We start from the raw sequence: 19,372 nt of genomic DNA on the forward strand, positions 1-19,372 counted from the left end.
ACGTCGTTACAAGTGTCTGTCAAATAGCTTTCGTGTTCTTTTTATTCTTTCAATCTCTCCCTTTTTGTACAAGTTCCTCCTATTTTTATAGGGGATAATAGGTGCTTAAACAATTTCAAGGCTATAATGTTGGTAATCACGAACGATAGTGTATAGGAATTTTTCGTCTGTTGTTGTGACATTTGAGATAGAGAGGACGGAACGGACCTTAGCTGCGAGTGATGTGATTCGCCGTTCACGGTCCGTACTGTCGTCAACGTTAAGCGTACGCTGGATAACATCAACCTGATTTAATGATAAGTTTTCAGCTTGTGGATAGACTGGTTTGTAGTGGCGATCAAGATAAGAGAACTCATCAAGAGACACCTGAATCTTCCGGTAATCGTTCAGTCGGATAACCATTGTGCCTGCTGCGAGGTCACCCAATCGTTGCGAGTTTTTAGTCAAGAGGATGACAAGTGCACCAATGAAGGAGAATCCCATGTCTATGATTTGTAGTAACCAGCGCATAAAGAAGTCTCCAATACTGGGTGAAGTACCATCTTTCTTTACTACACGAATCTTCATTGCCATCTTTCCAAGGCTTTGTCCATGATTGAATAGTTCCATTAGGAATGAGTAAAAGATGGCAGGCAAATAGATACATAGAATGAAAAATACTTGCGAATTGAGCATGCTGACATTCATTTCTATTATCAGCAGAGAGACACCTATCAAGTAAACTCCGACGATAAAGATGTCTATCATCTGTGCAAGAATGCGTTCTCCTATGCTGGCAGGTGACTGACTAATTTGTACGTATTGTCCTGTGACGATATTGGCTTCAGGCATTTTCTTTCTAATAAAATGTTGATTCTGTTGCAAATGTAAGAAAAAAACTCTACTTTTGTTTCCAAATTATTAAATAATGTGTATTACCCTGTGCTGACCTATGAAGGAGATACTCTTCATAAGAAACAATATTGATAAGTGGAGGAGCGTAGAGGAGTTGATAGATAATGTCAACTTTGAGATGCCCGACCGTCTGGCAGAGGCTTATACAGACCTTACTGCAGACTTAGCTTTTGCACAAACACATTATCCTCATTCACGTATTACAATCTATCTAAACAACCTTTCTTCCTCTCTTCATAATGAACTCTATCGAAACAAACGAGAGAAGTGGAGTCGGGTCTTGACTTTTTGGACACAGGAAGTCCCTGATGTGATGTGGAAAGAACGTCGCTTGTTACTCATCTCTTTCCTTATTTTCATGGTAAGCGTTTTGATAGGTGTACTCTCAACATTAGGTGATGCTTCCTTTCCACGTCTTATCCTTGGTGATGGATATATGGATATGACCCTTGAGAATATAGCCAAAGGGAAGCCGATGGGTGTTTATGGGAGTGAAGAAGAGAGTGTGATGTTTCTTGGAATAACCTTGAATAACATCATGGTATCATTTAATATCTTTGTATCTGGCGTGTTGACAAGCTTCATGCCAGGCTATCAGCTATTCCAAAACGGGATTATGGTAGGGTGTTTTGATACCTTCTTTTACCAGCATGGACTTTTGGGTGAGAGCTTGTTGGCTACAATGTTACATGGTACATTAGAGCTATCTGCTATCGTAGTGGCAGGTGCTGCAGGCTTGGCAATGGGTAACGGTTGGTTGTTCCCAGGGACATACTCTCGTATTGTGAGCTTCCAGAGAGGAGCAAAGAGAGGTATGAAGATCGTTGTGGGTACTGTTCCTCTCTTTATTCTGGCTGGGTTTATTGAGAGCTTTATTACTCGTCACACAGAAATCAATGATTTCGTGCGGCTTACTGTTATCCTTTTGTCCCTTTGTTTCGTAATATTTTATTTTATATATTTACCTTATAAACGTAATCATTATAAGCATGCAAGTAGAAAAACCTAAGATTGAACTGTATCAGAACCGTAGTTTTGGTCAGAAATTAAGTGCCACTTTTGATTTCCTTCGTGAGAACTATAAGTTATGGTTGAAGGCGTGTTTCTATCTGATCCTCCCTTTGTGCCTTGTTCAGGCATTCTCTTTTGACATGATGTTTAGCACCCTGATGCCCTTTTATGCGGATGCTCTTGGAGGGATGGGTGGCTTTACTCCTTCAGAAGGTTTGCTTGTTCGCCTAGGACTTTCTTATTTTGGATACTTTGTATGTATCTCTGTCGGTTCGTTTCTGTTGTCGTCTATTTGTTATGCAATGATGAAATATTATCGAACGAGCCCTACTCGTTTGCATAATACCACGATGAAAGACTTGAAACCGCTCATCATTCAGAGTATGAAGCGTGCCTTCCTTCTTGGCTTATTGCTTGTTGGTGGTTGGTTTCTTATACTTATTCTTGTCGTAATCTTTTCTGCAATGACCAGTTTATATGCTTTATTTGTTATTCTGGTCTTAGCAACTGTTGTCTTTATTATACCTTTATCCATGGCTATGCCAGTATATATCTTTGAAGATGACGAGAGCGCTTGGGGAGCAGTACGTCGTTCAATATCCCTTGGTTTCCATTCTTTTTGGTCATTATTAGGCTTGATGATAGTTGTAGGCTTGCTTGCAAACGTTCTTCAGACAGTAACAACCCTGCCATGGTATATCAGCTTCCTTGTTCAGGTAGTGCTGACTTCATCTGACGCGGGACAGGAAACTTTCGCCAATTCTCCGATCTATAATTTTATAGGATACCTACTTTCAGTCTTCATGAACTTTGGAATGTATTTGACGATGTCTTTATCAACTATAGCTTTGGCCTATCATTATGGCAGTGTTGCAGAAGAAGTTGATGGCCTTTCTGTAGTAGATGACATAGAGAACTTCGAACAGTTAGCGGAAGAAGACAGTGATATAGACAATTTCGATAAGCTTTAAACGAGCATTATGCTACAGTCTTTAACGGATACTCTCACCTGCGATTCATCGTTACTTCACCAGTATCGCTCTGATGAAGCTTATGATTATGCACGGGAACTACATGCTCCAGACGTGAATCTGTGGGAATGGTTGATGCAAAAGATTGGTGAGTTGCTAAATGATATCTTTAGTATTAATGATAAAGGTGATATCCGTATTATTATATATATAGGTCTGTCGCTTGTCTTTATAGGTATTATAGCCTTTCTTATGTATCGTTTTCAGCCCAGACTGTTCAGTCGTTCAGGAAGATTAAAGGGGCAGAATACCGATGAAGATAATATATATGGTGTAGATTTTGAGAAGGAATACGCCAAAGCTATGGAGCAAAAGGACTATTATAAGGCTGTTCGTATAGTTTATTTACGTACCCTTCGTTGGTTATCAGATAACAAAAAAATCAGTTGGGAGCTTTATAAAACACCGACACAATATACTCGCGAATTCCTTTCTACCGACTTTCTGCATATGACCCATTGTTTTATGCGCATAAGATATGGTAATTATACAGCTACAGAAGGCTTGGTTGCGCAGATGGAAGCTTGGGAAGGTGAGATGAAGAAGGGAGGAACGGTATGAATAAGCGATTCTTATTCTTCATAGGACTCTTCCTTTTGTTGGTCTTTCTCTTGGAGTGGAGTGCACCAAGTAAATTCGTTTGGAAGCCAACCTTCAGTCATACTGACGAACAACCTTTTGGTTGCTCCGTGTTTGATACACTCTTGCAGAAATCAATACCTGCTGGATATCAGGTAACGAGGAAGACCTTTCCTCAATTGGAAAGGGAGGGATATGGCAAGAACCCCCATGCATTCCTAGTACAAACAGTTGATTTCTCTCCAACAGCTACCGACTTACGCGCCATAAAAGAACTGCTGAAAGGAGGAAGTAAGGTGCTGATAGCAACGTCTAGTATGGACTGTGACAGTCTGAGTAAGGGTACTTATGTAACGATTACTGGGTCGTCTGGCTTTTCTCCTCAGTGGGTTCAAGCATCAATTGAGAATCATGATATTCCTTTTGACACTTTAGAATGGTGTGACCAAGCGCCTTATCCTGCCGGAACCTATGCGGTTTATTCTGCTATAACTGGTCAAAACGTGAGTGTAAATGGTAAGATTCAATGTGATACGTTGGTCAAATGCTGGGTAGAAGATGAGGATGATGATAGTCTTGGAGGCTATTGGCAGTCTCGACTTGTCAGTATGAAGTATGGAAAGGGTGAGTTGTTCTTGTCCTGCGAACCGCTCTTACTTACGAATTATGGTATATTAGATTCACAAATCAACGGTTTGATATTCCGAATAATGTCACAGTTTCGTGGTCTTCCTGTGGTCCGTGTTGAAGGATATATGCCGAAATCAGAAGAACAAGCAAGTAGTCCGTTTCGCTTTTTCTTCCAACATAGAGCCCTGCGTTGGGCTGTTTATCTGGCATTATTGGGCTTACTTCTCTTCTGTGTATTCTATGCTCGTCGCCGGCAGCGTGTCATTCCTGTGGTGAAAGAGCCAGATAACAAGTCACTTGAATTCGTTCGTCTTATCGGAACACTCTATCATCAGAGGCATGTCAATAGAGATTTGTTGCAGAAGAAGTATGATTATTTCTGCGAAACCTTACGCCGTCAGCTGATGATAGATATAGGAGATCTGGCATCAAATGCAGATATTGTTCGTCAGATAGCACAACATACGGGATTAGAAACGGCAGAAGTTCAGACGATAATCGATCGTATCAATCGTTATCTTGGTACTCAAGATGAATTAACTGATGCTATGCTTCGGCAAGCAATTGATAATATGGATAAGATAATAAACAACCTCTAACCATTATGGATGAGATATTAAATAATAATATTGAGGAGAACTCACAGGAAAGAACCGACCTGGCAGAGTTCAGTGAGAAAGTTTCACAGATAAAAAGAGAGATAAGTAGAGTCGTAGTAGGGCAGCATGAGGCTATCGACTTGCTGCTTACGGCTATTCTTGCAGATGGTCATGTCCTGATAGAAGGGGTGCCTGGAGTTGCAAAGACGCTCCTTGCACGTCTGATGTCACGATTGATTGATGCACGTTTCAGCCGTATTCAGTTCACTCCCGACCTCATGCCGAGTGATGTTCTGGGTACTACCGTCTTCAATATGAAGTCCTCTGAGTTCGAATTCCATAAAGGTCCTGTCTTTTCCGACCTTGTGTTAGTGGATGAAATCAACCGTTCTCCGGCAAAGACACAGGCTGCTTTGTTCGAAGTTATGGAGGAGAGACAAGTGACAATTGATGGTTCAACGCACCGTATGGGAAGTATTTATACCATCATTGCTACACAGAATCCTGTGGAACAGGAGGGTACTTACCGTTTACCAGAGGCTCAACTCGACCGTTTTCTTTTTAAGATTCGTATGGGATATCCTTCCGTTGATGAAGAAGTAGATATCCTCAAGCGTCATCAGGACAATGTAAAACTGACGAAACTGGAGGAGATTAAGCCTGTTCTAAGCATTGATGAGCTGCTGAAGATGCGTGAGAAACTGCAGAGTGTATATGTTGAAGAGAGCCTTTTGCGCTATATTGCAACCATAATCCAGCAGACACGAACCTCAAAAGCTGTATATCTTGGAGCCAGTCCACGTGCTGCTGTTGCCATGCTTAATGCTTCAAAGGCATCAGCATTACTGAATGGACGCGACTTTGTGACGCCTGAAGACATCAAGTTTGTTACTCCAAGCATCTTACAACACCGCTTGATTCTTACTGCGGAGGCTGAAATGGAAGGTTATACTGCACTGAAGGTTGCGCAAAAGTTGATAGACAAGGTTGAAGTTCCTAAGTAGTAATTCTGTGAGTTAGAGGAGTTGAAGGGCTTAGAGCTATTAGAGTCAATAGCGGAATTGTCCCTATATAATGGTTAAAGCCAAGAGTGGGATTCCCTAAGATGTACCGAATAAATACATAAGTTTCGGCTTCTCTAACCGCTTTAACTATCTTCGTTTCTTTAACTTCCTTTACTTCTGTAACGTCATAAACTCCTTTAATTCCCTAAAAATGTATCTTACCCGAAGGTTTTATCTGCTATTCACATGCCTGACACTGCTTACAGGGTTGGGTTATGCCTATCCACTGTTGTTCGCTGTGGCAAGGATTCTTCTGGCAGTCTTTGTCGTTGTTATCGTTGTGGATGCTGCTTTGCTTTATCATCAACGGGGATTAAAGGCTGAAAGAAAGTGTGCAGATCGTTTCTCCAATGGTGATGAAAACCGTGTGAGAATACGTTTGGAAAGCAATTATCCTTTTAAAGTTTGGCTGACAATCATTGATGAAGCACCCGAAATCTTCCAACAAAGGGATATAAACTACAGGTCTTACCTCAAGGCAAAGGGGAGTAGGACCATCAGTTATGTGCTCGTTCCTGTGCAACGTGGGGTGTATTCGTTCGGTAAGATACGTTGTTTTGCTCGTACAGCAATAGGTCTTGTGGAGCGAAGATACACTTTGGGCGAGGCGAAGGATGTGAAGGTTTATCCGTCTTACATGATGTTGAACCGTTACGAGTTGCTTGCTATGAGCAATAACCTGACGGAGATGGGGATAAAACGGATAAGACGTGTGGGCAATAACACAGAGTTTGAGCAGATAAAGGAATATGTTAAGGGTGACGATTATCGCATGATAAACTGGAAGGCAAGTGCCCGACGCCATCAGTTGATGGTGAATGTTTATCGTGATGAGCGCTCCCAACAGATCTTTTCGGTTATTGATAAGGGGCGTGTCATGCAGCAATCCTTCCGTGGAATGACGCTTCTTGACTACAGTATCAATGCTGCTTTGGTGCTGTCTTACGTTGCTATGCACAGAGAAGACAAGGCGGGGCTTATTACTTTTGCTGATAATATGGATACGTTCATTGCTCCTTCCCGTCAGAGTGGGCAGATGGAACGGCTCTTGGAGGCGCTCTATTCACAGGAAACGAAGTTCTCTGAGACTGATTTCAGCAGTCTTTGTGCCAATGTTCATAAGCAGGTCAGCAAGCGAAGTCTGCTGATTGTCTATACGAATTTCTCTGGAATGACGGCGCTCAACAGGCAGCTTTCTTACTTGAGGTTGCTCAATCAGTGGCACAGAGTGCTGGTTGTTTTCTTCGAAGATACGGAGTTGTCAGACTATATCCACTCGCCGAAGACCTCAACCGAGGATTATTATCAGCACGTAATAGCTGAGAAGTTTGCCTATGAGAAGCGACTTATTGTTTCAACTCTTCGTCAGAATGGTATTCTGAGTTTGTTGACTACGCCTGAGAATCTTAGTGTTGACGTCATCAACAAGTATCTTGAGATGAAGCAACAGCAGATTATTACTTGATAAATCTCTGTTGTTTGTAAATCTTTTTCTCGTCCGTTTTCTTCTCTTGCAAGGATGTCCCAGTAAGGTATGCCTATGGGTTAGAGGGCGTTTAATGGATAGAAAAAAACAGGAAAACGCCCCTTTTGTAATTCGTTGATTATTAGTTTGTTATGAAATCAATAATCCTTTGCGAAAAAAAGTATATACTTTTCGGCTAAAAAGTATATACTTTTTGGGCAAAAAGTCTATACTTTTTTGTGAGAACGTATATACGTTTTTATGAAAACGGAGATTCTTTTTTGTCAGAACCTCTATACAATAAGAAAAAAAAGTATATCCTTCCTGTAGAAAAGTAATATATTTTCAAGTTCAAAGGGCTGCCTTTCGGCACTGTTGTGTATGCTCTTTCGCAGAACACCTGCAGCTGTGTTACCTTTGTTTATCCCGTTACTTTTTCGTAAATTTGCGCCTATGAATAAAGAATTGACCAAATTTTACGAGCAGAAAGCAAGTGAGTTGCGCATCTCAGTAAGCCACTTGCGCCAGAAAAGCAGGGGCTTTGTAGCGGCAGAAGTGGGTACGTTCCTCGTCGCAATAGGCTTCGTAGTGCTATATACCTTATCAAGTAATGCCGCATGGCTACTCTTGTTTGCAGCGTTATCAGTGGTTCTCTACCTTTATATACGCCATCTTGACGTTAAGAACGACCGTCTCATACGTGCGGATGAGGCGTTGTTGATGGTTTATGAGCAGGAACTGGATTATCAGAAAGGCGACTTCGGAAGCTTTGATGCTGGTGAAAGATACGTCAATCCGCAGCATGCTTACACGTACGACCTTGATGTTTTCGGTCGGGGATCACTGTTTCAGCGACTGAATCGTACCGTATCAACTGGCGGAAGCAACCAGTTGGCTGCCTGCTTATCAATGGAGTGGGGTAATGAAAAGGGAGAAAATTCAGTTGAAAGAATCATACAACGGCGCGAGAGCATCAAGGAATTAAGCAGGAATGAAGCTTTTCTTTCCCGTTTTAAGTCGTTCGGAACGAAAGAGAAAATCAACACAGAATCCGTCATCCGTGCCTTCGATTCATTGCAAACGCTGTCCGTTTCAAGCCTTTTCTCTGCCCGTTGGTTCCGTTTCCTGTGCTATGCTGACCTCTTAGGATTCTATCTTTCCATCGTTTTCTCCGCTCTCGACAAGGCACCCGGACTACTTCCCGTGTGGTGGGGAATGTTCAATTTCCTGTTAGCCATGCTCAGTTCGCATAAGTATATCAGCCGAATCAACGAACTCATAACCAAGGTTCATCATCAGGTGAGTGGCTATTTGCAGGTGATGAGGCTAATCAATCAAACCGATTTCGAGGCTTCGGAACTGCAGGAACTGAAGCAGAAACTGTCGGGAGGAGAGGAGTCTCTGGAAGAATTGGACCGTATTCTGCAGAAGATTGACAACCGAAGCAATGAGATTGGCGTCTTCCTTTTCAACAGTTTCTCACTGATTGACATCACAATCGTCCGTCTGTTTAGTCGCTGGCAAAGAAACTATCATCAGTTTACAGACCAATGGATAGCCACATTAAACCTCTTTGATGCACTGGTTTCGATGGGCAATTTCCGCCTGAATGAGCATCGGGCAGTCGACGCTGAAGTGTGTGATGAGGAAAAAGTAGTCTATGAAGCCGAAGGATTATACCATCCTTTCCTTGGAGAAAAAGCCGTTGCAAACGATTTTCAGATAGACAATCATGAGTATTACATCATAACCGGAGCCAATATGGCAGGTAAAAGTACCTTCCTTCGTTCCTTGGGAATCAATTATCTCTTGGCTATGAACGGTCTGCCAGTATTTGCTTTCCGCCTGAAAATATCTGTCTTCCATCTTTTTACCAGTATGCGTACGACGGATGATCTGACGCACGGAATATCCTATTTCAATGCAGAATTGCAACGGTTGAAGCAGCTCTTAGGCTCACTTCGTCAGGATGTTCCGAGTCTGATCATTCTAGATGAGATACTGAAAGGCACTAACTCTTTGGATAAACTCAATGGCTCTCGCCTCTTCTTGGAGCATATTTCAGGGCTGAACGTTACGGGCGTTATAGCCACACATGACTTGGAACTGTCGAAGATGGAGGACGAAAAGCCCCAACTCTTCCATAACTATTGCTTTGAAATAGAGTTGGGGACATCAATAACTTACTCTTATAAGATTACGAAAGGTGTAGCACGTAATCAGAATGCTACGTATCTGCTGAAGGAAATCTTATAGACTTTGTGGCTGATAGCACTATTCGGAGAGGATGAACTTATCCACAACATGGGCAATTCCATCCTCTTCATTGGATAAAGTGACGTAGTCAGCCTGGGCTTTTATGTCATCTGCTGCATTCGACATAGCCACTCCAAGGCCAGAAAAGTTTATCATGCTGAGGTCATTATATCCATCTCCGCATGCAATAACTTCCTCCTTTGTGATGCCAAGTGTGGTAATAAGACGGTCGAGAGAGCGTGCCTTGTCGATACCGAGTGGCACACATTCAAGGAAATAATCTGCTGAACGATACACATCCATTCTGCCTTCCAACTCTTTCTTTAGCTTAATTTCCAACTGATGCAAGGGATCTGGGTCACCGACAATCAGACATTTATTGACGGGATAGACCAACTGCTGGAGGAAATCGTCGTATTCTTCAACTGGCATTTTGTTGATGCGCGCCTCCTCTTGTACGTATTTATCATTCTTATCCGTGGCAGCTATACCTTCACCTTGGTATGTAAGGATCTGCATTCCTGCTTCCTTTGCAACATGATAGAGTAGGGGTACGAGCGTTTCGTCTAACTTTTGTTCGAAGATAGTCCTGCAATCCGAGCAGTCTATAATCTTCCCTCCATTGAAAGCAAGTATGAATCCACAGTTTTTCTTCAGTTCTAATTCCTCAGCCAAGGGCATGATTCCGTAGGTTGGTCGCCCCGATGCCAGTACAATCTTTACCCCTTTGGCTTGTGCCTTCATGAGAGCTTCCTTTGTTCGAGGGGTTATTTCCTTCTTATTATTTGTCAAAGTACCATCCAGGTCCAGCACAATCATCTTGTATTTCATACGTAGTTTACTTTTCTTATTCATTGTTTTCTGGCTGCAAAGGTACTATTTTTCAACTGATTTGAGCTTAATTCTGTCGATGTAAAGTTATTATTTCATAATTTAGTTGCTATAGAAAAATAAAATAATTACTTTTGCACCGATATAAAAGATTAACCCCTTCAAAGATTATTTGAAGATAAAAAACGAATAAATTAATTAACAAAAAGAAAATTATGAAGAAGTATTTAGCCGAGATGGTAGGTACTATGGTCCTCGTTCTTATGGGCTGTGGCGTTGCAGTATCCTTAGCTTGTGACCCAGTTAATGACCATGCCTCTGTGATTGGAACAGCTATGGCATTTGGTTTATCAGTAGTAGCAATGGCGTATGCAATAGGTGGTATTTCAGGATGTCACATCAATCCAGCCATAACATTGGGTGTTTTCCTCAGTGGAAGAATGAGCGCTAAGGATTGTACCATGTATATGTTGTTTCAGGTGATAGGTGGTTTGATTGGTGCAGCACTTCTATGTCTGCTCGTTTCAACTACAGGAACCGACTTCGCAGCAGCTGGTGCAGGTTTGGGAGCTAATGGTTTACAGAGTGGCGTAAGCGTTACTGGCGGGCTGATAGCAGAGATATTGTTCACTTGTGTGTTCGTACTTGTTGTTCTTGGTGCTACTTCCAAGACAAACGGAGCAACAAACAATTTCGCAGGATTGGCAATTGGTTTGTCACTGATCCTCGTACATTTGGTATGTATCCGTTATACAGGAACATCTGTAAACCCTGCTCGTTCAATAGGTCCAGCTATCTTTGCACAGTTTATTGGTGGTCCAGTCACAGCACTTAGTAACCTCTGGATCTTCATCGTTGGTCCTTTTGTTGGTGCTGCTTTAGCTTCTGTTATCTGGCGTGTTATAGAGCCAGAGGAGAAATAAGGGTCGTTTTCCTCCGATTGATAAGGTGCTGATAGCTCCTTGTCATATATAGATAAAGACTGTATTAAGAGTATTTATTTACTACTAATACAGTCTTTTCTGTTCCCTATTGATGATGTCTCTTATAGTCTCATACGCCATCTGGCGTTTGTGCTAGGCGTCAGCACGTCTGGTGCTTGTATGCAACACCACTCGTGCTGACGCCCCGCACCATCCGTGCTAAGCGCTAACACCAATATGATGTAGTATCTTTTAAAGTCGTAATATTCATCTGTTGAACCGTGTTCTCTTCTTTATTTACGTTTTTAACAAGGTCTTTGCTGCGTGAACTACTTATTAACACGAAAGCAATCTCTTTGGATTAAAGGTACAGCCTATGTTTTACAGGGGAATGTAATCTATGATTGTCAATCTTAATAAGAAGTTGTTTATTAGGTACTGGTTCTGTATGATTTTAACATTTAGGGCTCTATAAATAGGTTTCATGTTTTGGTAATCAGAAAATAAAACCGTACTTTTGCACGTGTAAATAGGCATTAAGTTATTCATTTTTAAACATAATAAATAATTATGGTAGTAGATTACAAGAAATTAGGTCTCGTGAACACACGTGAAATGTTCAAGAGAGCAATCAAAGGCGGTTATGCTATTCCTGCATTCAACTTTAATAACCTCGAGCAGTTGCAGGCTATTATCAAAGCTTCTTCTGAGTTGAGATCACCGGTTATCCTTCAGGTATCTAAGGGTGCACGTAAGTATGCAAACCAGACTTTGCTCCGTTACCTCGCTGAGGGTGCTGTTGAATATGCTAAGGAGTTAGGTTGCCATCATCCAGAGATTGTTCTTCACCTTGATCACGGTGACAGCTTTGAAACTTGTAAGAGCTGTGTAGACTTTGGTTTCTCTTCTGTAATGATCGATGGTTCTGCTCTTCCATATGAGGAGAATATCGCTTTGACAAAGAAGGTTGTAGAGTATGCACATCAGTATGACGTAACTGTTGAGGCTGAGCTTGGTGTTCTCGCAGGTGTTGAGGATGACGTTGTAGCTGAGGTTTCTCACTATACAAAGCCTGAAGAGGTTGTTGATTTCGCAACACGTACAGGTTGTGACTCATTGGCTATCTCTATTGGTACTTCTCACGGTGCTTACAAGTTCACTCCAGAGCAGTGTACACGTGACCCGAAGACTGGTCGTTTGATCCCTCCTCCATTGGCTTTCGACGTTCTCGCAGCTATCGAGAAGCAGCTTCCTGGCTTCCCAATCGTTCTCCATGGTTCTTCTTCAGTTCCTCAGGAGTATGTTGATATCATCAATGAGCACGGTGGTAAGTTGCCAAACGCTGTTGGTATTCCTGAGGATCAGCTCCGTCAGGCTGCTAAGAGTGCTGTATGTAAGATCAATATTGACTCTGACTCTCGTCTTGCATTCACTGCAGGTGTTCGTCAGACATTCGATGAGCATCCAGAATACTTCGACCCACGTCAGTACTGTGGTAAGGCTCGTGAGTACATGGAGGATCTTTACAAGCACAAGATCATTGATGTACTTGGCTCAGAGAATAAGCTTGTTAACTGTGACTAATCAGCAGTTGATATCAGCTTAGCTGAATAAAAACAATATAGGCGGTAATATCCTTGATGGATGTTACCGCCTTTCTTATTTATAGTTCAATAGTTTTTGGCATGAAAAAAGCATCCTTACTTTTATGTACAAAGTAAGGATGCTTTTGTTTTATACGATCTTTAATCGTCTAAATGCTTGAAGGCCTGTGGAAGATAGTCTATGATGTCACTTGCAATTAAGCTTTCTTTTCCTAAGTCTTTTGCTGCTAAATCCCCAGCTAAGCCATGTAAATACATTCCAACAGTACATGCATGTTTCTGGTTATAGCCACGTGCCAGTAAGGCTGTGATGATACCTGTCAGTACATCTCCACTACCAGCAGTAGCCATTCCGCTGTTACCTGTTGAGTTGAATATAACATTTCCGTTAGGTAAACAGAGTGCACTGTTGTGTCCTTTTAATATAATGTAAGCTTGAATAGACTGTGCTAACTCACTTGCACGTTGTAAACGTTCGAAGTCTGCATTGGCTGGTGACCCTGTCAGACGGTCCAATTCTTTGGCATGTGGCGTCATGATGATCCCCTTTGGTAGTTGTTGCATCCATGCGCGGTGGCTGGATAGGATATTCAAGGCATCAGCATCAGCAACAATAGGACATTGTGCTCTTCGTATTTGAGCAATCATTGCAATCGCTGTAGGCTCTTGCCTTCCAAGCCCAGGTCCTATTCCAAGTGCATCAAAGTCGTCAGTATCAACGGCTTCAGTGAATGCCGTCTCCTCATGATCCATCTGCATGATGGCCTCTGGTACGGAGATCTGCATGATATCATAGTTCTTTTTTGGCGTATGTACCGTAACTTTTCCCACACCACAACGAAGACAAGCACGAGTAGCAAGTATAGCAGCCCCCGACATTCCATAGCTTCCTGCAACGATCAGTGCGTTTCCCATATCACCTTTATGGGCAAAATCATCACGATGTAGCAGGCAGGCACGCACATCATTCTCCTCAATGACAGAGTATTGTGCTTCCGTATTCTGAATATAGTCTTGACTGAGACGAATGTCTAAAACCTTGACTTTTCCAATGAACTGCTGTGCATCTCCAAGGAAGAAGGACAGTTTCTTCTGATGAAGGGTCAGTGTTAGTGTGGCTTGGATAATGTTTGCCCGTACATTATACGTGTTGTCTTCTGCCATTAGTCCCGATGGAACATCGATACTAACAACTTTTGCAGGACTTTGGTTGATATATTTCACCAAAGAAGCAAAACCTCCGGCAAGAGGTTTGTTGAGTCCAGAACCGAATAAGCCATCAACGACAAGTGTGTCTGCATTCAGTTCAGGTGGATCGAACTTAGCAGTAATCTCCGTGAAGTTCTTTGATAGCTTGCTATCAAGGATACGTTGTCGATTCGTTATGCAGTCTTCAGACAAGTGATTGGTGATGTTGAAGAGATAAACTTTCACCTTGTAGCCCTCAATCATGAGCAGTCGGGCAACAGCAAGAGCATCACCACCATTGTTTCCGGGACCCGCAAAGACAATTACAGGCGTATGAGTAGACCATTCTTCAGTAATTGCGTGGGTAATAGCTTTAGCAGCACGCTCCATAAGGTCAATCGATTTGATGGGTTCGTGCTCTATTGTGTATCTGTCCAGTTCGTGTATCTGGGTACTTGTAAATATCTTCATATCGTGGGCAAATTTACAAAATAAATGCTAATCGTATGGGAATGTTTGTTATAATTTTCGTAATTTTGCAGAAAATAAGCTATGCTTGATGAATTAGGGGTGAATTGTTTTTGCCCCTCGTTTGTTTTAGTTTTTGTGCGAAACAAATATATATTAGACATGAGTCGAGTAACAATTAAGGATAAAACGTTTGAGACTTCTATTCCTGAAGCCGAGATTCTAAAGAAAGTAAAGCTGGTTGCTGATCGTATTAATAAGGATTTTGAGGGAAAGACACCACTCTTTCTCGCGGTTCTAAATGGCTCGTTCATGTATGCAGCCGACTTGATGAAGCACATTAATATCCCCTGTGAGATATCTTTTGTGAAGTTAGCTTCCTATCAAGGTACTACCTCTACAGGCACCATTAAGGAGGTTATAGGACTGAATGAGGATATTCGTGGACGTGAAGTCATCATTGTTGAAGATATTGTTGACACTGGTGCAACGATGAAACGTATGCTTGAAACACTTGGGACACGTGAGCCTGCCGGGTTACATATCTGTACTTTACTGCTGAAACCAGGCAAACTTACTGTACCATTGGATATAGAGTATGCTGCAATTGAGATTCCTAATGATTTCATTGTAGGCTACGGACTTGACTATGACCAGGAAGGTCGCAATTTAAGAGATATTTATACTTTAGTAAAAGAATAATGAAGAATATTGTAATTTTTGGTGCGCCAGGTGCTGGTAAAGGTACTCAGAGCGACAAGATGATTGAAAAGTATGGCTTCGGTCATATCTCTACAGGTGATGTTCTCCGTAATGAGATTAAGAATGGTACGGAGCTTGGAAAGACTGCTAAGGGATACATTGATAATGGTCAGCTGATTCCTGATGAGCTGATGGTTGACATTCTTGCAAGTGTATATGATAGTTTCGGCAAGGATCATAAAGGTGTTATCTTCGATGGATTCCCACGTACGATCCCACAAGCAGAGGCTTTGAAGAAGATGTTGGCTGAACGTGGACACAATGTAGCTGCCATGATTGAACTTTTCGTACCAGAAGATGAATTGATGAAGCGTTTAGTTCTTCGTGGACAGCAGAGTGGTCGCTCTGACGATAATGAAGAAACAATCAAGAAACGTCTCAATGTCTACCATACACAGACCTCTCCATTGATTGAATGGTACGAGGGTGAGGGTATTCATCATCATGTAGAAGGTCTCGGAACAGTTGAAGAAATCTTCGCACGCATCAAGAATGTATTAGAACAACTATAATAAATAAGGCCTCCCCAAGCACTCCCAAAGGAAGAGATGTTGAAGTTACTACTTGAGGTAATCAGACATTCACTCCCTTGGAAGGGCTTGGGGAGGCTTCTTTTACAATATATATAATGGAAAGTAACTTCGTAGACTATGTGAAGATTTACTGTCGTTCTGGTAAGGGTGGTAGAGGTTCTATGCACCTGCGTCATGTGAAGTATAATCCCAATGGCGGCCCTGATGGTGGTGATGGTGGTAAGGGCGGAAGTATTTATCTGCGTGGTAACCACAACTATTGGACACTGCTTCACTTAAAATATCAGCGTCATGTCTATGCAGAACATGGAGGCAACGGAGGGCGAGATAAGTGTCATGGTACGGATGGCAAGGATGTTTATATTGATGTTCCATGTGGTACTGTAGTCTATGATGCCGAGACTGGTAAATATGTCTGCGATGTTATGCATGATGGACAGACGGTTTTACTATTGAAAGGTGGCCGAGGTGGATTGGGAAACTTCCAGTTTAGAACATCAACAAACCAAGCTCCACGTTACGCCCAACCAGGTGAGCCCATGCAGGAGATGACCATCATACTTGAGCTGAAGCTCTTAGCTGATGTCGGTCTTGTGGGGTTCCCGAATGCTGGCAAGTCTACTTTATTATCTTCTCTTTCAAGTGCAAAGCCTAAGATAGCCAACTATCCTTTCACAACAATGGAACCATCGCTGGGTATTGTCAGCTATCGTGACAACCAGAGTTTCGTTATGGCTGATATCCCAGGTATCATCGAGGGAGCAAGTGAAGGTAAAGGTCTCGGTCTGAGATTCCTTCGTCATATTGAACGTAACTCTCTTTTGCTGTTCATGGTACCAGGTGATACGGACGATATCAAGAAGGAATATGAGATTCTACTCAATGAATTGAAGCAGTTCAACCCTGAAATGCTTGATAAACATCGTGTCTTAGCTGTTACAAAGTGTGACTTACTGGACGAGGAACTTATCGAAATGTTGCAAGAGACATTGCCCAATGACCTTCCTGTAGTGTTCATTTCTGCAGTGACTGGTCAAGGACTTGATGACTTAAAGGATATCCTTTGGAAGGAACTAAACTCTGAAAGCAATAAGTTGCAAGAGATAACTTCTGAGGACACACTCGTTCATCGAGATAAAGATATGAGTCGTTTTGCTGCAGAATTGGCTGCGGAGGATGCTGATATTGATGATGTTGAAGAAGTAGGTATTGATGAACTGGATGAGGTGGAAGACCTTGATGACTTTGAATATACCGATGATTAAGCCTGTACTACATTATTACGATATTTCCAATGAGGTTGTAGCTTTCAGTACAACTCGGCATGGTGGCGTGAGCAAAGGGAAGCTTGCAACACTGAATATCAACCCTTATCGTGGTGATGATCCTACTGCTGTTACTGCAAATCTGCAAGCTGTTGCAACCGAGATAGGTGTTGCTGCGGATAAAATAGTACGTCTGCATCAGACACATGAGACGCATTGCTTGGCAGTAACAGACGATTTTTTCCAATTATCAAACGCTGAACAAACAGAAGAGGAAGAGGGAAAAGACGCCGTTATTACTGATTGTCGTAATGTTTGTATTGGTGTTCACACTGCCGATTGTGTCCCTGTTCTCTTCTACGATCCCACTCATCACGCCATAGGAGCAGCCCATGCCGGATGGAGAGGGACGGTGCAACGTATCGTTCAACATACTTTGAGGCACATGACAGAACTTTATGGTACGAAGCCTTCAGACCTTAAAGTTGTTATAGGACCATGTATTTCAGAGAAAAACTTTGAGGTAGGGCAGGAGGTTTATGATACTTTTGCTGCAGAAAGCTTCCCTATGGAGCGCATAGCACGTATGTATGAGAAATGGCATATAGACCTTCCGCTCTGCAATCAACTTCAATTAGAAGAAGTTGGTGTACCCTCTTCTAATATTCTTCAGGTAGGAATTTGCACCTATGATAATGCTTCCGACTTCTTTTCAGCGCGTATTCTTAAAGAAGGTTTTGGCACTATTTACACAGGTATAGCCTTGAAATAATTTATTGGTATCTTATATTTGATAAAGCTACTTTGTAGAGTAAAGAAAGATTATTATGTTCCTAATATTTGTAAGAGTAAACTAAAAAGGAATAATAATAACCTTTCTTATTTTTATAACTTTTTTCTTCTCACAACAATTATTACTATTGCTAAGGCAGCAGTGAGAGCGCCTTTTATAGCTTTCTCTATCTGTGCTGGACGAAGTTTCTTTTTATTTTCCATTATTCATTATTTTATTTATTGTTGCAGAATCAACTTTTATTTCAAGGTTCAAAGCTGTATTATATGCAGGAATTAGTGCTTTTTGTATATGATCATTATATTCATAGATGTTATTTTGAATATCTAAGTACTCTTTTATATTTCCTCCTGTTAAAAACTTAGCTTTTTCGTCTAACTCTTTATTCAAGACTCTAGTGCAAAAGGACTCAATTGCTTCGTGGTTTCTTGATATAACATTTTCATTTGCACCACGATCTAAAAGGATGATATCTGAAAGTTTAATCATATTATAGTATTTGTATAAGCCGTATACAAGTGTATGATACATCCTTTCTTTCTTATCTACTACATAGTTAAACAGGTTAAGCCACTGAAGACCGATATCTGCATAGCTTGTTGGTGCTTTATCAAGATATTTGGCTATAGTGTCCAGTTCAAAATGTACTTGATGTAAACCTTGGCTAATAGTTTTGTATACTTCAAAAGAAGCATTTCTTTTTTCTTGTTCGTTTAAGAAAGTTGGATAAGCTATGACATAAGCTCTAAAGGCACCAATAATATTCCCAACACGGTCTGTAGCTTGCCCTTCACGGATTATATCAACCTTTTGATCGATTTCTTCTAGTTGAGTAGATATTTTTTGTAGCATAGCATACATTGCGTAGTTGCTCATTACCTGAGACAAAGCAGAATTATCAATCCCTTTCTTTACAACTCCTTGTCCTACGAATAATCCATTTTCTTCGCGAGCTGTTGGAGTAAATCCAGAGCCATCTTTTCTTATGTCAAGAGTATATTTCCCTGTTCTCAATCCTGCTTCTACTTCTTCGGTAAATTTAAGAATATATTCGTTTTGATTTAATTTCTCATATATACTAGCCAAGTGTATAGTATCAAAGAACATTTTGATAATACTCTCCGTCTTATCACTCATTATAGGTCTGATTAAAGATGGTAAAGAAAAATCAGAATATACATCCTCATTGTTCTCTTTTGGCTGTAAATCTTTTATATTAATAATGATGTCGTTTGCCATTTAGTTGTGAGATTATATGGTTTATAATAGTTATTGTTTATAGATATAACTTATTCCTCATCCAGCGTTCCAGAGTAGCTTTTATAGTATGTAAAGTATATATAGGGATTAAGAGAAAACTACATATGCAAAGATACAAAGAATATTAAATAGAACAAAATATTTTTAATAAAAATATATGAAAGTGTTCTTATTTTGTAATGAAGATGTTTATTAAGCAGATAATTTACTTTATAA

The 19,372-nt window shown here is 41.2% G+C and carries 17 protein-coding genes; 13 read left to right on the forward strand and 4 right to left on the reverse strand.

What is annotated here, in order from left to right:
• Positions 1–105: 105 nt before the first annotated feature.
• On the reverse strand, positions 106–831 hold the full coding sequence (locus ACZ48L_RS08020) for an RDD family protein (RefSeq protein ID WP_025791995.1): 726 nt from the start codon (positions 829–831) through the stop codon (positions 106–108).
• Between the two features lie 100 nt (positions 832–931).
• Between ACZ48L_RS08020 and ACZ48L_RS08025 the strand changes: the two genes are divergently transcribed.
• The 7 genes from ACZ48L_RS08025 (at position 932) to ACZ48L_RS08055 (ending at position 9,529) form a co-directional block, all read left to right on the forward strand.
• Positions 932–1,903, forward strand: a complete 972-nt coding sequence (locus tag ACZ48L_RS08025) for a stage II sporulation protein M (protein WP_008822006.1) — start codon at positions 932–934, stop codon at positions 1,901–1,903.
• Positions 1,884–2,876, forward strand: a complete 993-nt coding sequence (locus tag ACZ48L_RS08030) for a hypothetical protein (RefSeq protein WP_025791996.1) — start codon at positions 1,884–1,886, stop codon at positions 2,874–2,876. Before ACZ48L_RS08025 ends, ACZ48L_RS08030 begins: the two co-directional genes overlap by 20 nt.
• 9 nt (positions 2,877–2,885) lie before the next feature.
• Positions 2,886–3,497, forward strand: coding sequence for a DUF4129 domain-containing protein (locus ACZ48L_RS08035; protein ID WP_025791999.1), 612 nt, complete (start codon positions 2,886–2,888; stop codon positions 3,495–3,497).
• Entirely contained in the window at positions 3,494–4,744 is a 1,251-nt protein-coding gene (locus ACZ48L_RS08040; protein ID WP_025792000.1) for a DUF4350 domain-containing protein, read from the forward strand. The genes ACZ48L_RS08035 and ACZ48L_RS08040 overlap by 4 nt, the downstream gene beginning before the upstream one ends.
• A gap of 29 nt (positions 4,745–4,773) precedes the next feature.
• Entirely contained in the window at positions 4,774–5,748 is a 975-nt protein-coding gene (locus ACZ48L_RS08045) for an AAA family ATPase (protein ID WP_025792001.1), read from the forward strand.
• Positions 5,749–5,959: 211 nt separating this feature from the next.
• On the forward strand, positions 5,960–7,273 hold the full coding sequence (locus ACZ48L_RS08050; protein ID WP_278539804.1) for a DUF58 domain-containing protein: 1,314 nt from the start codon (positions 5,960–5,962) through the stop codon (positions 7,271–7,273).
• A gap of 453 nt (positions 7,274–7,726) precedes the next feature.
• Positions 7,727–9,529, forward strand: a complete 1,803-nt coding sequence (locus ACZ48L_RS08055) for a MutS-related protein (RefSeq protein WP_025792004.1) — start codon at positions 7,727–7,729, stop codon at positions 9,527–9,529.
• An 18-nt stretch (positions 9,530–9,547) separates the two neighbouring features.
• On the opposite strand, the gene ACZ48L_RS08060 is transcribed toward ACZ48L_RS08055, so the two are convergent.
• On the reverse strand, positions 9,548–10,360 hold the full coding sequence (locus tag ACZ48L_RS08060) for a Cof-type HAD-IIB family hydrolase (RefSeq protein WP_025792006.1): 813 nt from the start codon (positions 10,358–10,360) through the stop codon (positions 9,548–9,550).
• Positions 10,361–10,572: 212 nt separating this feature from the next.
• Here ACZ48L_RS08060 and ACZ48L_RS08065 point away from each other — a divergent pair, with 212 nt between their 5' ends.
• Together ACZ48L_RS08065 and ACZ48L_RS08070 are read left to right on the forward strand one after the other, a co-directional pair.
• Positions 10,573–11,283 (forward strand): MIP/aquaporin family protein, encoded by a 711-nt coding sequence (locus ACZ48L_RS08065; RefSeq protein ID WP_262499727.1) that lies wholly within the window; start codon positions 10,573–10,575, stop codon positions 11,281–11,283.
• A gap of 570 nt (positions 11,284–11,853) precedes the next feature.
• A complete protein-coding gene (locus tag ACZ48L_RS08070; RefSeq protein WP_025792008.1) occupies positions 11,854–12,867 on the forward strand; it encodes a class II fructose-bisphosphate aldolase in 1,014 nt (337 codons plus the stop codon).
• A gap of 161 nt (positions 12,868–13,028) precedes the next feature.
• On the opposite strand, the gene ACZ48L_RS08075 is transcribed toward ACZ48L_RS08070, so the two are convergent.
• Complete coding sequence (locus ACZ48L_RS08075) at positions 13,029–14,546, reverse strand: bifunctional ADP-dependent NAD(P)H-hydrate dehydratase/NAD(P)H-hydrate epimerase (protein ID WP_025792010.1); 1,518 nt, start codon at positions 14,544–14,546, stop codon at positions 13,029–13,031.
• Positions 14,547–14,705: 159 nt separating this feature from the next.
• Here ACZ48L_RS08075 and hpt point away from each other — a divergent pair, with 159 nt between their 5' ends.
• The 4 genes from hpt to pgeF all read left to right on the forward strand — a co-directional run bounded on the left by hpt (position 14,706) and on the right by pgeF (position 17,875).
• Positions 14,706–15,245, forward strand: coding sequence for a hypoxanthine phosphoribosyltransferase (hpt, locus tag ACZ48L_RS08080; protein ID WP_025792012.1), 540 nt, complete (start codon positions 14,706–14,708; stop codon positions 15,243–15,245).
• On the forward strand, positions 15,245–15,817 hold the full coding sequence (locus tag ACZ48L_RS08085; protein WP_025792013.1) for an adenylate kinase: 573 nt from the start codon (positions 15,245–15,247) through the stop codon (positions 15,815–15,817). The genes hpt and ACZ48L_RS08085 overlap by 1 nt, the downstream gene beginning before the upstream one ends.
• A gap of 116 nt (positions 15,818–15,933) precedes the next feature.
• Positions 15,934–17,103: a GTPase ObgE gene (gene obgE / locus ACZ48L_RS08090; RefSeq protein ID WP_199897299.1), complete on the forward strand. Its 1,170-nt coding sequence runs from the start codon at positions 15,934–15,936 to the stop codon at positions 17,101–17,103.
• The gene (pgeF, locus tag ACZ48L_RS08095; protein ID WP_025792017.1) at positions 17,096–17,875 is read left to right on the forward strand and encodes a peptidoglycan editing factor PgeF; all 780 of its coding nucleotides are present in this window, start codon (positions 17,096–17,098) and stop codon (positions 17,873–17,875) included. Before obgE ends, pgeF begins: the two co-directional genes overlap by 8 nt.
• 213 nt (positions 17,876–18,088) lie before the next feature.
• Here the strand turns inward: pgeF and ACZ48L_RS08100 are convergent, their stop codons facing one another.
• The gene (locus ACZ48L_RS08100) at positions 18,089–19,135 is read right to left on the reverse strand and encodes a hypothetical protein (protein WP_025792019.1); all 1,047 of its coding nucleotides are present in this window, start codon (positions 19,133–19,135) and stop codon (positions 18,089–18,091) included.
• Positions 19,136–19,372 lie beyond the last annotated feature (237 nt).

The organism is Prevotella histicola, from assembly GCF_055385135.1.